The organism is Pelagibius sp. 7325 (assembly GCF_037652055.1).
In the GTDB taxonomy this organism is placed as follows: Bacteria; Pseudomonadota; Alphaproteobacteria; order Kiloniellales; family Kiloniellaceae; genus Pelagibius.
The window spans coordinates 1,136,301-1,149,668 of record NZ_JBBKAH010000002.1 but is presented as its reverse complement, the minus strand read 5'-3'; the positions used below and the strand labels follow the sequence as shown (position 1 = coordinate 1,149,668).

The 13,368-nt window shown below is 67.1% G+C and carries 13 protein-coding genes; 3 read left to right on the top strand and 10 right to left on the bottom strand.

From position 1 onward, the window contains the following. The first annotated feature begins 85 nt into the window (after positions 1–85). On the top strand, positions 86–262 hold the full coding sequence (locus WDC82_RS07395; RefSeq protein WP_340116612.1) for a hypothetical protein: 177 nt from the start codon (positions 86–88) through the stop codon (positions 260–262). Between the two features lie 78 nt (positions 263–340). Here WDC82_RS07395 and pheT read toward each other — a convergent pair whose 3' ends face one another. The 5 genes from pheT to WDC82_RS07370 form a co-directional block, all read right to left on the bottom strand. Next, entirely contained in the window at positions 341–2,743 is a 2,403-nt protein-coding gene (gene pheT / locus WDC82_RS07390; protein ID WP_340116611.1) for a phenylalanine--tRNA ligase subunit beta, read from the bottom strand. 16 nt (positions 2,744–2,759) lie between these two features. Beyond that, on the bottom strand, positions 2,760–3,830 hold the full coding sequence (gene pheS / locus WDC82_RS07385) for a phenylalanine--tRNA ligase subunit alpha (protein ID WP_340116610.1): 1,071 nt from the start codon (positions 3,828–3,830) through the stop codon (positions 2,760–2,762). A gap of 141 nt (positions 3,831–3,971) precedes the next feature. Continuing rightward, positions 3,972–4,328 (bottom strand): 50S ribosomal protein L20, encoded by a 357-nt coding sequence (gene rplT, locus WDC82_RS07380; RefSeq protein ID WP_340116609.1) that lies wholly within the window; start codon positions 4,326–4,328, stop codon positions 3,972–3,974. A gap of 13 nt (positions 4,329–4,341) precedes the next feature. Further along, positions 4,342–4,545, bottom strand: coding sequence for a 50S ribosomal protein L35 (gene rpmI / locus WDC82_RS07375; protein WP_340116608.1), 204 nt, complete (start codon positions 4,543–4,545; stop codon positions 4,342–4,344). A gap of 187 nt (positions 4,546–4,732) precedes the next feature. After that, on the bottom strand, positions 4,733–5,359 hold the full coding sequence (locus WDC82_RS07370) for a TetR/AcrR family transcriptional regulator (protein WP_340116607.1): 627 nt from the start codon (positions 5,357–5,359) through the stop codon (positions 4,733–4,735). 74 nt (positions 5,360–5,433) lie between these two features. Between WDC82_RS07370 and bdcA the strand changes: the two genes are divergently transcribed. Then, positions 5,434–6,159 carry an SDR family oxidoreductase gene (gene bdcA, locus WDC82_RS07365; protein ID WP_340116606.1) on the top strand — a complete coding sequence of 242 codons (726 nt, stop codon included), beginning with the start codon at positions 5,434–5,436 and terminating at the stop codon, positions 6,157–6,159. 98 nt (positions 6,160–6,257) lie between these two features. Here bdcA and infC read toward each other — a convergent pair whose 3' ends face one another. The 3 genes from infC to WDC82_RS07350 all read right to left on the bottom strand — a co-directional run bounded on the left by infC (position 6,258) and on the right by WDC82_RS07350 (position 10,325). Then, positions 6,258–6,794, bottom strand: coding sequence for a translation initiation factor IF-3 (infC, locus tag WDC82_RS07360; RefSeq protein ID WP_340116970.1), 537 nt, complete (start codon positions 6,792–6,794; stop codon positions 6,258–6,260). Between the two features lie 205 nt (positions 6,795–6,999). After that, positions 7,000–8,937 carry a threonine--tRNA ligase gene (thrS, locus tag WDC82_RS07355; RefSeq protein ID WP_340116605.1) on the bottom strand — a complete coding sequence of 646 codons (1,938 nt, stop codon included), beginning with the start codon at positions 8,935–8,937 and terminating at the stop codon, positions 7,000–7,002. A gap of 173 nt (positions 8,938–9,110) precedes the next feature. Then, positions 9,111–10,325: a glycosyltransferase family 4 protein gene (locus WDC82_RS07350; RefSeq protein ID WP_340116604.1), complete on the bottom strand. Its 1,215-nt coding sequence runs from the start codon at positions 10,323–10,325 to the stop codon at positions 9,111–9,113. A 75-nt stretch (positions 10,326–10,400) separates the two neighbouring features. Between WDC82_RS07350 and WDC82_RS07345 the strand changes: the two genes are divergently transcribed. Then, positions 10,401–11,222, top strand: coding sequence for an alpha/beta hydrolase (locus WDC82_RS07345; protein ID WP_340116603.1), 822 nt, complete (start codon positions 10,401–10,403; stop codon positions 11,220–11,222). On the opposite strand, the gene WDC82_RS07340 is transcribed toward WDC82_RS07345, so the two are convergent. Together WDC82_RS07340 and WDC82_RS07335 are read right to left on the bottom strand one after the other, a co-directional pair. Further along, entirely contained in the window at positions 11,219–12,268 is a 1,050-nt protein-coding gene (locus WDC82_RS07340; protein ID WP_340116602.1) for a hypothetical protein, read from the bottom strand. The two genes, WDC82_RS07345 and WDC82_RS07340, sit on opposite strands and share 4 nt — an antisense overlap. A 152-nt stretch (positions 12,269–12,420) precedes the next feature. After that, entirely contained in the window at positions 12,421–13,329 is a 909-nt protein-coding gene (locus WDC82_RS07335) for an SDR family oxidoreductase (protein ID WP_340116601.1), read from the bottom strand. Between the last annotated feature and the right edge of the window lie 39 nt (positions 13,330–13,368).

The window sequence follows — 13,368 nt, the reverse complement described above, 5'->3', positions numbered from 1 at the left end:
TAGCGGTTCTTTAACGTTTCATTAACCATCCACGGTTGAGGCTCAATCCAGTCGCCAATTCCCATCTGGGCAGGGATTTGTAGAAATGGACCGGAGAATCAGCGAAGCAGAAGCACGCGAATATGCGGCGATGACCTGGGCGCTCGCCGCGCGCGCGGAGGCGGCTGGCAACATCAAACTGGCAAAAGAACTGGTCGAGCGCGCGCGCAAGGCCGACGAGCTTTGGGCGCGCTACAGCACCCCCAGGGCGGAATACTCCTGACTTTCCGGAACTGATCGGAAGATCGGGCGGCGTCAGGCCAGCGGCGCTGCGGAGGGGCAGGCTTAGCCGCCCCCGGATTTAGCCGCGGAGTATGCCGCCGGTCGCACCGGCGACCTGGGCCACCACCTTGGCGGCCACGGCCTCGATCTCCTGATCGGTCAGCGTGCCTTGGCGCGGCTGCAGGGTGACGGCAATGGCGAGCGATTTCTTGCCCGGCTCCACCCCCTTGCCCTGATAGACGTCGAACAACGCCACCTCGGTGATCAGCGCCTTGTCCGCCCCGCGCGCCGCGCGCAGCAGCTTCTCCGCCGGCACGTCTTCATCCACCAGAAACGCGAAATCGCGCGACACCGGCTGGAACGGTGACAGCTCCAGAAGGCTGCGCTTCTGCCGGCCGGCACGCGGCAGCGGAATGCGGTCCAGGAACACCTCAAAGGCCACAGCCGGCGCTTTCAGGTCCAGGGCCTTCAGTACGCGCGGATGCAGTTCGCCGAACTGCGCCAGCACGTTGGGGCCGAGGCGCAGCACCCCGGAACGGCCCGGGTGGTACCAGGCCGGCGCGTCGGTGGTGACCTGCAGCTTGTCGGCCGGTGCCTCGCAGGCGACCAGCACGGCCTCGGCGTCGCCCTTGGCATCGAAGGCATCGACCGGACGGGCTCCGCCCGCCCAATGGCGCGGCTGGAAGTCGCCGCGGCGCAGGCCAGCGACCACCGTCAGCTGGCCCTTGGGCGTGTCGTCGAGGTACTGCGGACCGACCTCGAAGAGAGCGAGGTCGCCATAGCCGCGGTCGGCGTTGCGCACCGCCGCGGTGGCGAGGTTCACCAGCGGTGTCGGCCGCATGACGTCGAGATCGGCGGAGATCGGGTTGGCGAGCGTGACGGCCTCGGCACCACCACCGAACAGCTCGGCTTCGCGGCGCGCGACGAAGGAGAAGGTGACGCCCTCATAGAGGCCGCGCCAGGCCAGCGCCGTACGCGCCACCGAGACACGCCGCTGCGCCGGAGTCAGCACCGCGCGCGGCAGATAACTGTCGCGCGGCAGTTCGACCTCAGGAATGTCGTCATAGCCGTGGATGCGCATGACCTCCTCGACCAGGCAGGCCTCGCCCTCGATGTCCGGGCGCCAGCTCGGTGGCACCACGGCGATCTCGTCGTTTCCGGCATCGACCGAGCAGCCGAGGCGCTCGAGGATCTCTGCCTGGCGGGCCGCGTCCACAGTCATGCCGCCCAGTTCGGCAACGCGCGACGGGCGCAGGGCCAGCTTGCGGGTTTCCGGCGGAACGTCGCCGGCGCTGACCACATCGCTTACCTCGCCGCCGCAGAGCTCAAGGATGAGGCGTGCGGCCACCTCCACGCCCCACACCGCCGACTGCGGATCGAGGCCGCGCTCGAAGCGGTAGCGCGCGTCGGAGAGGATGCCCAGGGTGCGCCCCGTGCGCGCCACCATGTCGGGGTCAAAGAGGGCGACCTCCAGGAAGACGTTTGTGGTGTCCTCATGGCAACCGGAGAGCTCACCGCCCATGACGCCACCGATGCCTTCCGGCCCGTTGTCGTCATAGATCGCCACCATTTCGCCGTCCAGGGCGTAGGTGTCGCCGTCGAGGGCGAGGATCTCGTCGCCCGGCCGGGCGAGGCGCATGACCACGTCGCCCTTCACCTTGTCGGCGTCGAAGACGTGCAGCGGGCGACCAAGGTCGAAGGTGACGTAGTTGGTGACGTCGACCAGCGCTGAGATGGGACGCAGACCGATGGCGCGCAGGCGGTCCTGCAGCCACTTGGGACTGGGGCCGTTTTTCACGCCGCGGAAATAACGCCCGGCCACATAGGGACAAGCATGCTGGCGATCGGCCGGCAGGTCGCGGCGCCATCGGATCGGGCTGTCGAAGGTGCCGTTCACCGGCTCCGCCGCCTTCAGCGGCTTCAGGGTGCCGAGGCCGGCCGCCGCGAGATCGCGCGCAACGCCGCGCACGCCCAGGCAGTCGCCGCGGTTCGGCGTGATGGCGATCTCGATGACCGGGTCGTTCAAGCCTGCGACCTCGGCGAAGGCGGCGCCCAGCGGCGCGTCGGCCGGCAGGTCGATGATGCCCTCGTGGTCGTCGGAGAGACCGAGCTCACGCTCCGAGACCAGCATGCCGTTGGAGTCCTCGCCGCGGATCTTGCCGGCCTTGAGGGTCAAATCCGTACCGGGGACGTAGCTGCCCACCGGCGCGAAGACACCCTTCATGCCGGTGCGCGCGTTGGGCGCGCCGCAGACCACCTGCACCTCGCCCTTGCCGGTATCGACGATGCAGACCCTGAGACGGTCCGCGTTCGGGTGCTGGCGCGCCTCCTTCACGTAGGCGACGGTGAAGGGCTTCAGGCTCTCGGCGCGATCCTCCACGCCCTCGACCTCCAGGCCGATCATCGACAGCTTGTCGGTGATCTCCTTAAGGGAGGCGGTGGTGTCGAGGTGGTCCTTCAGCCAGTTCAGCGTGAACTTCATGGCGCTACATCCCCCTCTACATGCCCCGGACCATGGAGGGAATCTCCAGCGGCACGAAGCCGTAGTGCTTCATCCAACGCAGGTCCGTCTCGTAGAAGATGCGCAGGTCCGGAAAGCCGTATTTCAGCATGGCGATGCGCTCGATCCCCATGCCGAAGGCGAAGCCCTGGTACTCGTTGGGATCGATGCCGCAGTTGGCCAGCACCTTGGGATGCACCATGCCGCTGCCGAGGATCTCCAGCCAGTCCTTGCCCGGGCCGATCTTCAGTTCACCGCCCTCCCGCGAACAGCCGATGTCAACCTCGGCGCTGGGCTCGGTGAAGGGGAAGTAGCTGGGCCGGAAGCGCAGCGGCAGGTCGTCGACGCCGAAGAAAGCGCGGCAGAAGGCCGTCAGCGTGCCCTTCAGGTGACCCATGTGGGACTTCTTGTCGATCACCAGCCCCTCGACCTGATGGAACATCGGCGAGTGGGTGGCGTCGTGGTCGGCGCGGAAGGTGCGCCCCGGCACGATGATGCGGATCGGCGGCTTTTCCGATAGCATGGTGCGGATCTGCACCGGCGAGGTATGCGTGCGCAGGACCTTGCGGCTGCCGTCGGCGGCGGGCCGCATGTAGAAGGTATCCATTTCCTGGCGCGCCGGGTGCGCCTCGTGGATGTTGAGGGCGGTGAAGTTGTAGTAGTCCTCTTCGATGTGCGGGCCCTCGGCGACCGAGAAGCCCATCTCACCGAAGATCGCCACCAATTCCTCGAAGGTCTGGCTGATCGGGTGGATGCGGCCGACCTCCGCCGGGCGCGCCGGCAGGGTGACGTCCACTGCCTCGTTGACGAGGCGGGACTCCAGGGCACGCTCCTCAAGGTCGGCGCGGCGCGCGTCCAGGGCCTCGGTCAACACCTCCTTCACGCGGTTCAGCCGCTGGCCGGCTTCCTTGCGCTCGTCGGGGGTGAGGCTGCCGAGGGTCTTCAGCCGCTGGGTGACTTCACCCTTCTTGCCGAGCGCCTGCACGCGCAGACTCTCCAGAGCCTCCAGATCGCCCGCTGTCGCCACGCGATTCAGCAGGCTTTCCTGCAGTTCTTCGAGGTTCTCCATCGCCGAAATGTCCGCCTTGCCCTCCCGTCCGGCGCGCTCCCCCCAGGGAGGGAAACGCGCCTTTCGCTGACGGGATCGGTCACTGGTCAGCCGGGGTCACGGCCCCGGCCTTAACCGGAAAAGCCTCAGGGCCCAAACAGCTTACGCCTGGGCGGCCTTGGCCTGCTCCACCAGGGACTTGAAGGCATCGGGCTCACGCACCGCCAGGTCAGACAGCACCTTGCGGTCGAGCTCGATACCAGCCCGCTTGATGCCGTTCATAAACTGCGAGTAGGTGAGGCCGTGCTCGCGGGCGCCGGCGTTGATGCGCTGGATCCACAGGGCGCGGAAGTTGCGCTTCTTGGTGCGGCGGTCGCGGTAGGCGTACTGCAGGCCCTTTTCGACGCGCTCGACGGCGACCGTGAAGACGTTCTTCCCGCGGTCGCGGTAGCCCTTGGCACGCTTCAGGATTTTCTTGTGACGGGCGTGGGTGGTGATGCCGCGCTTTACTCTTGCCATGTCGCTGCCTCCCTCACTTCGCGTAGATCAGGAAGTTGCGCTTGACGATCTTCGCATCGGCATCGCTGAGGATGCCCATGGCGCGCGTGCTGCGGATCATCTTCTGCGGACGGCGGCGCATCATGTGGCGCTTGCCGGCCGGCTTGTATTTCACCTTGCCGGAGCCGGTGAGCCGGAAGCGCTTTTTCGCCCCGGACTTGTTCTTCAGCTTGGGCATTTTGCATCCTTTCTGAACGAAACGAGACAGTAAGAGCGGCTGGGCATGCCCTTTTAGCCGGACCGCTCGGGTAGGAACGCGGGGTTATAGCCGCCCCGCAGGGCGATTGCAAGCGTGCCCGCAGCGGCCGGATCGGCCAAGAAAGGCGCGGAAATCCGCCGAAATCCGACCCGACCGAACTGCCGCGTTAACCCTTTCCGCCCAGTTGGGCGGCAAAGCCGTCGGCAGCGATCTGCGCCGAGCGCCGCAGGGCGGCCGGATCCATGCCGTCGCGCGCGGCGGCGGAGAGGCCGGAGAGAGTGACCAATACATAGTCGGTCAGCACCTCGGCGGCGCGCGGGAACTCTCGGGCGATGCGCCGGCGGATGTGCTCGCGGCCCTCGGCCCGCAGGGCGTCGGTCACCGCGCGGATCTCCGGATCGCTGCAGTTGCGGGTACTGTCCAGCACCAGGCAGCCGGGCAGACTGTCCGCGGCGCTGTAGGTTTCGGCAGCGCGCAGGAACACCCGTCCGATCAGCTCGGCAAGATTGCCTTCTTCGGCCAGGGTCCGCGCCACAAAGCCGCCGCCGCTCTCCTGGTAGCGCTCCAGGGCGCGCTCGAAGAGACCCTTCTTGCTGCCGAAGGCCGCGTAGAGGCTGGGCGGATTTACGCCGATCGCCTCGGCCAATTCGGCCACACCGACAGCATCATAGCCGCGCCGGTGGAACAGCGTCATGGCGGTGTCGACGGCGGCATCGGCATCGAAGGCGCGCGGCCGGCCACGGCCCGATTTTCGGTCCTGCGCAAGAGTCGGAGATGTTTTTTTAGCGGTCACTATATTTTTCACTTGGTGGAGCGGTGGCAAGACATATGTAGTGACCACTAAAAATTTTCTCAAGGAGAACTCTGGTGACCACTACTAGCGCATTTCTGAAGGGAAAAAAGGCCCTGGTTCTGGGCGGCAGCCGCGGGATCGGTGCGGCTGTCGTCGAGCGCCTGGCCGCCGACGGCGCCACCACCGCCTTCACCTACAGCGGATCGAAAGATGCCGCCGAGGCTCTGGCGGCCCGCAGCGGCGCCGCCGCAGTCCAGGCCGACAGCGCAGACCGTGAAGCCGTGGCCCAGGTCATCGCCGGGCAGGGACCGCTCGACATCCTGGTGATCAACGCCGGCGTGGCAGTGATGGGCGACCCCTTGGAAATCGCCCCGGCCGACGTTGACCGCCTGATCGATATCAACGTGCGCGGCCCCTATCATGCCGCCGTCGAGGCGGCCCGCAAGATGCCGGACGGCGGGCGCATTATCGTCATCGGCTCGGTGAACGGCGACCGGGTTCCCTTTGCCGGAATGACCGCCTATTCGCTCAGCAAGTCGGCGATCCAGGGGCTGGTGCGCGGCCTCGCCCGCGACCTGGGACACCGCGGCATCACCGTGAACAACGTTCAGCCGGGCCCCGTCGACACCGACATGAACCCGGCGGACGGACCGCTGAGGGACCTGGTGCACCCCGTCATGGCGATCAAGCGCCATGCGAAACCGGCGGAGATTGCCGGGCTGGTCGCCTATCTGACCGGGCCGGAAGCCGGATTCGTCACCGGCGCTCAGCACACCATCGATGGAGGTTTCGGCGCCTGAGGCGCCATCCCGCGCGCCCCTGCCCACGGAAAGACCGAAGGCCGCCTGCATCTCGCAGGCGGCCCTTGCCGTGAGAGGGGCCGGAAGGCCGAGACCCGTTAACGGGGCGCCATGACCATGGTCATCTGCCGGCCTTCCAGCTTCGGGAACTGCTCGACCTTGGCCTTTTCCTCCATCTCATCGCGCACACGGTCCAGCACCTGCTTGCCGAGTTCCTGGTGCACCATCTCGCGGCCGCGGAAGCGCATGGTCACCTTGACCTTGTCGCCTTCCTCGATGAAGCGGTGGATGGCCCGCATCTTCACCTCGTAGTCGTGGGTGTCGATGTTGGGCCGCATCTTGATTTCCTTGACCTCGATGACCTTCTGCTTTTTGCGGGCCTCGTTCTTCTTCTTCTGGGCCTCGTAGCGGAAGCGGCCATAGTCGAGGATCTTGCAGACGGGCGGGTCAGCGTTGGGTGACACCTCCATCAGGTCAAGGCCGGCATCCGTGGCCCGGCGCAGGGCATCGGCCGTCGACACGACTCCGACCTGCTCTCCATTCTCGTCAACGAGGCGTACCTGGGGCGACGTGATCATTTCGTTGACACGCGGTCCGTCGCGGGACGGCGTGGCATCAGACGGTGGGCGTGCTATCGCTTAAGCTCCTTATTCCCGTTCAAGGGTTCCCTTTTCAGGTCTTTTTGCTTGGTCGCGCCACTGCTGGCGGCGACCTCCCCTTCTCTCGGCAGATCCCGCGGGTCTGACGCCCTCGGTTCCCTGCCCCCTAAAACTCATTGCATCCATGACGACGGTCCCGCGGGGACAGAGCACCGGGGACCAGTTGGCGGGAAGCCCTGCGCTATGCTGCGCCCGGGGCCGCCGCTTCCGCCCTGATCCTATCTACTGCGTCGCCCAGCGCAAGGACCTCTTGATCCTTGCTGCCCAGCCGGCGCAGGGCGAGCTTGCCTTCCTCGGCCTCGCGGCGGCCGACAACAGCCAGGACCGGCACCTTGGCGAGGGAGTGCTCACGCACCTTGTAGTTGATTTTTTCATTGCGCAGATCCGTTTCGACGCGCAGCCCGGCAGCCCGCAGCGCCACGGCAACCTCCTCCGCATAGGCATTGGCGTCGGAGGTGATGGTCGCCACCACCACCTGCAGCGGCGCCAACCAGAGCGGGAACTTGCCGGCATACTGCTCGATGAGGATCGCCAGGAAGCGCTCGAAGGAGCCAAGGATCGCCCGGTGCAGCATCACCGGGCGATGCTTTTCGCCGTCCTCGCCGATATAATTGGCGCCGAGGCGTTCGGGCAGCACAAAGTCGACCTGGAAGGTGCCGCACTGCCAGTCGCGGCCGATGGCGTCACGCAGCACGAACTCCAGCTTCGGCCCGTAGAAGGCGCCCTCGCCGGGGTTCAGGGTATAATCGAGCCCGGCCTGCTCCACCGCATCCTTCAGCGCCCCCTCGGCCTTGTCCCAGGTGGCGTCGTCGCCGGCGCGCACGGCCGGACGGTCGGAGAACTTCACCACCAGTTCCTCGAAGCCGAAATCGCGGTAGATCTGGCGCAGCAGGTCGCAGAAGATCACCGTCTCGCTGTTGATCTGGTCCGGCGTGCAGAAGATGTGGGCGTCGTCCTGGGTGAAGGCGCGCACGCGCATCATGCCGTGCAGCGCCCCCGACGGCTCGTTGCGGTGGCAGGAGCCAAACTCGGCCATGCGCAGCGGCAGGTCGCGGTAGCTGGTGATGCCCTGCTTGAAGATCTGTACGTGGCCGGGGCAGTTCATCGGCTTCACCGCGAGGATGCGCTCCTCGGATTCAGCGATGAACATGTGCTCGTGAAACTTCTCCCAGTGGCCCGAGGCTTCCCAAAGCGAGCGGTCGATGAGCTGCGGCGTCTTCACCTCGACGTAGCCGGCGGCTTCCAGGCGGCGGCGCATGTAGGCCTCCACCGCACGGTAGAGCGTCCAGCCCTTGGGGTGCCAGAACACCGAGCCCGCGGCCTCCTCCTGCATATGGAAGAGGTCCATTTCGCGGCCGAGGCGGCGGTGGTCGCGCTTTTCCGCCTCTTCCAGCATGGTGAGATAGGCCTTCAGCTGCTTTTCCGTCTCCCAGCAGGTGCCGTAGATACGCTGCAGTTGCTCGTTGCGCGCGTCGCCGCGCCAGTAGGCGCCGGAGATCTTCATCAGCTTGAAGGCATGGCCCATCTTTCCCGTCGAGGGCAGATGCGGGCCGATGCAGAGGTCGAGCCAGTTGCCCTGGCGGTAGATCGAGATGTCGGCATCCGCCGGCAGGGTTTCGATGTGCTCGGCCTTGTACTTCTCGCCGATCGACTGGAAATGCCGGATCGCCGCGTCGCGCTCCCAAACCTCGCGCTCGATCTCCTCATTGCGGTCGACAATCTCGTGCATGCGCTCTTCGATAACCGCCAGGTCGTCCGGCGTGAAAGGCTCCGAGCGGGCGAAGTCGTAGTAGAACCCGTTCTCGATGGCCGGGCCGAAGGTCACCTGGGTGCCGGGATAGAGCTCCTGCACCGCCTCGGCCATGACGTGGGCGCAGTCGTGGCGCAGCAATTCCAGGGAGTCCGCGTGGCCGGCGGTCACGATCTCGACGGTGGCATCCTGTTCGATGGGGCGCTTCAGGTCGCGCAGAGCGCCATCTACCTTGACGGCCAGCGCCGCCTTGGCGAGGCCGGGGCCGATGGAGGCGGCAAGCTCGGCGCCGGTCACCGGCCCGTCGAAGGCACGGACCGAGCCGTCGGGGAGCGTGATCGAGAGGTTACTTTCCGTCGTGACTGCCATGACAAATCCCGGAAATCCGGGTCCTTTTTTGAAGCGGCGGGAACTTTAGAAGGATTACAAGGCCTGTCAAGGCAAGCCCCCGCAGGCGTCGGGCCACGCGCCGGGCCTTCGCCCTGCGGCAACCTCGCCGTGCCGCCCCGGGGCCCCGGCAGACTTGCCGGGCCCGAGGCGCATCAAGTTCGGCTGAACTGGCTGCGCGCGCCGGCGCGCAGCACCTCGCGGTAGACGCCCAGGGTGCGGGCGCACATCTGGTCCTTGGAGAATTCCGCGCGAACCCTGTGGACGGCATCGTCGTGCAGGCGGGCGCGGGCGTCGGGGGCGAGCGCAAGAGCCCTGCGCAGCCCGGCGGCCAGGGCCGCTGCGTCGCGGTTGGGGAACAGGAAGCCGGTGCGCCGGTCGATGATCTGTTCGCGCGCACCGCCGTGGTCGCTGGCCACCACCGGGCGGCCCATGGCCTGAGCCTCGCCGACGGTGCGCCCGAAGCCCTCCGGGTCCGTGGAGGGGGAAACCACCACGTCGGACAGCATATAGGCGGCCGGCATGTCGTTGCACTCGTCCATGATCGAGACGCGGGTTTCCAGGCCGTGACTGGCGACCAGGGCCTCCAGCTCGCGCCGGTAGGCGGTGCGGCCCTGATCGGAGCCCACCATGACGCAGCGGTAATCGAGGTCCTTCAGCTGGGCCAGCGCATCGAGCAGCACCGTCTGGCCTTTCCAGCGGGTCAGCCGGCCGGGCATGAGGATCAGCGGCACACCGTCAGGCAGGCGCCAGCGGGTCGACAGCTGGATCATGCGCTCGGCCGAGACACGGTCCGGGTCGAAGCGTGCGATGTCGATGCCGCGGCGGATGACGCGCAGACGGGCAGGATCGACGTTGTAGTTCTCGCGCACGTGCTGGGCGATGAACTCCGAGATCGCGATGACCCGCTCGCCCTCGGCCATGATCTGGTTGTACCGCTTCTTCAACGCATTGGAGAAATTGTAGGGCGCGTGGAAGGTGGTGATGAAATGCGCGCCCGTGCGTTCACAGGCGGCCTTGGCCGACCATGCGGGCGCACGCGAGCGCACATGCACGATGCCGACGCTGTAGCTCTCGATGATCTGGGCGATGCGCGCGACATTGCGGTACATCACGATGGGATTCTTCGACGCCGCCGGCAGCTTCAGGTGCAGCGCCCCGGCACGGCGCAGGTCATTTTCCATCGGCCCGCCCTCGGAGGCAACGATGGCGGTGCCGCCCTCGGCGACCAGAGCCGCGGCGATTTCGATGGTGCCGCGCTCGGCCCCGCCGGTGACCAGGCTGGGGACGATCTGCAGCACCACCGGGCCTTCGCCGGCCGCAGCCTTCTGGACGCGAGTCACGCCGATGTTAAGCTCAGGAACGCTCATGCCCGCTTTTCCCGCTGCGGGAGGTCGTCCCGCGCCGGCAACCGTTGCCACAGAATCCGTTTACCGAGGGTTAGCATGCCGCATTCCGATTCGCCGGTCGACCCGCAGCCGCAAAAATTAGCCCGCGAGGACGGCACTGTCCTGGCCTATTACAAGACGGCGGCGCGAAAAGCCAGCCCGGAACGGGCCACCGCGGCAGGCGCCGAGCCGGGGCTGATGTTTCTCGGCGGCTTTATGTCGGACATGGGCGGCGGCAAGGCCCTGGCCCTGGAAGCCTACGCCCGCCGCCGCGGCCGCGCTTTCCTGCGCTTCGACTACCGCGGCCATGGTGCCTCCTCCGGCCGGTTCGAGGACGGAACCATCGGCGCCTGGGCGGGCGATGCCCTGGCCGTGCTCGATGCGCTGACCGAGGGGCCGCAGGTCCTGATCGGCTCCTCCATGGGTGGCTGGATCATGCTGCTCGTGGCGCTGGCCCGGCCGGAACGCATTGCCGGCCTGGTCGGCATCGCCGCGGCGCCGGACTTCACCGAGGACCTCATTTGGGGTCGCGCCACCACGGAACAGCGTGGGGCGCTGGAGACCGCCGGCTACGTTGACCGGCCCTCGGAATACAGCGCGACGCCCTACCGCATCACCCGACATCTCATCCAGGAGGGCCGCGACCACCTGCTGCTCGGCAAGTCTATTCCGCTCACCTGTCCCGTGCGCCTGATCCATGGCCTTGAGGACGCCGACGTGCCTTGGCAGACCAGCCTGCGTCTCGCGGAGGCCCTGGAAAGCGACGATGTCGAGGTGACCCTGGTGAAGAACGCCGCCCACCGCCTGTCGGAGCCGCAGGATCTCGCGCGCCTGGAACGCATGATCGAGGCGCTGTCGGCCCCGGCGACGCGCGGCTAGCTGCGCGTCCAGACGCCGGCCTTCACCGCCTCCTTCACATCGTCGACGATCTGCTCGACCAGGGCCTCGCGCGCACCGGCTTGGCCCCCAGCATCCGCCCCGCGGTGCGCGGCTTCCGCCGTGCCCTTGCCCTTGAAGGCCTCGCGCACTTCGGACAGCCGCTTGGCGACGTCGTACCAGAACGGCGCCCCCAGGCCGATCAGAATCCCGGTGCCCAGCACCTTGAGCAGCCACAGCAGCCAGGAACCGGTCGGCACCGTATCGGCACCGGCCCGGCACAGCGGGTCCGCCGCGTAGTCGACCTTGTCGCGCAGCCAGCCGATGTGACAGTAGGGGAAGTAGCCGGCGCCGATCGGCAGCGCGAGATCGTCGATCAGCGCCAGCTGATCCCCGGCATCTTGCGTCCGCCGCAGCACGGCCTCGCCCTCTTCCGTACCTTCGGACACCGCCTCTGCCGGCTGCGCCGGCACTTCCAGCTTCTCGATAACCCGCTCGCGCAGATCCGGATCCTGCAGATAGCCGGTGAGCAGGCGCACGCCGTCCGCATTCATGAGGAACGCCAGGATGATACCGATCCAGATTGATCGTCTCAGCGCATTGCGCTTGAAGTCCGCGCCAAGCGCCGAGCAGTACTCCTCGTATTTGCGCGCGATCAGTCCGAGCCGGGCCCTAAGTTTTTCCTCGGCCTCCTCGATCAGGGTCTCCGCGCCGCTGGTCTCCAGCAGGCGGCGCAGCACATGTTCCAGCGAGACGTCGTCGTAGATGGCCCCGGCCGCCGTGCCGAAGTAGGACTGCTTGTCCTCGCTGTCGGCCATCTTCTTGTCGGAGAGACGGCTTTGCAGGATGGTCTTCACAACCTCCCATTTCTTAGCTTCCGCCGGCAGGTGCGTGACCAGGACCTCATCGAACAGCTTGCCGAACAGCTGGACCTGACGACGGGCCTTCATGCCGGCCACTCGGGTGATGATCTCCATGAGGATGGTCACCAGGGTCGCCAGGGCAGCGAGCGTCAGGGCAAAGGCAATCAGGGAATCGAGCAGGACCATGGTCCAAATCCGCTCCATAAGGATCGGGGCGACCGGTCGGCGCGTCCTGCGGCCGATCGTGCTGCGAGGCGTCAGCCCGCTACTCTAAGAGGAAACCCGGCGCTGCCTGCTTGGCATTAAGTGATAGGCGGAAGACGCAGAGGGAGTATTGCCTAGCGGCGCTCCGCCGCCCTGCGCTCCTCCTCGAAAATGGCGTCCAGGCCGGCGCGGTAGTCCGGATAGGCGAAAGTGACGTCCAGTTCCTCGTGCAGGCGGCGGTTGGAGACCAGGCGGTTGTCCTCCCAGAAACTCAAGGCCATGGGCGACATCCCTGCTTCCACCAGGGGAATGAGCGGTGGCGGCTCGACGCCCAACAGGCGGCAGGCATAGGCCGTCACCTCCGCGGCCGCCGCCGGCTCGTCGTCGCAGACGTTATAGATGCGGCCCGGGTACGGGCGCGCGATGGAGGCCTGCAGGACGGCAGCAATGTCTTCGACATGGATGCGGCTGAAGAGATGCCCCGGCTTGTCGATGCGCCTGGCGCGCCCGGCGCGCACCTGGTCGAGGGCGCTGCGCCCGGGGCCGTAGATGCCGGCGAGGCGGAAGACGTGCACCGGGCGGTTCTTTCCCTCGTGCAATCCCAGCCAGGCGGCCTCCGCCTCGATGCGGCGGCGATTGCGGCCCTTGGCGCCCCGCAACTCCGAACGCTCGTCGACCTCCGCGCCCTGCCAATCGCCGTAGACACCGGTGGTCGAGAGGTAGCCGATCCACTGGAGGCTGGAGAGGGCGGCAATATCGGCGCCGTGACGGTCGAGCACCGGGTCGCCCGTGTCGTCGGGGGCGACGCTGACCAGCAGATGGGTGGTCCCCGCCAAGGCGGCCGCCGGCAGGGGGTGATCGCGATCGAAGACGAAGGTCTCGATGCCCTCCGCCCGCAGCGCGGCTGCCTTCTCGGCCGAGCGCGTGGTGCCGGCGACCGTCCAGCCGGCGGCAAGCAGACGGCGCGCCAGGGCGCCGGCACTGAAGCCGAGGCCGAAGCAGAACAGGCGGCCCGGCTGGGCGATCGGTACGGTCTGCGGCATGGCGGTGTCGGCCTCCTCTCCCATCTTTTTATCGTGCCG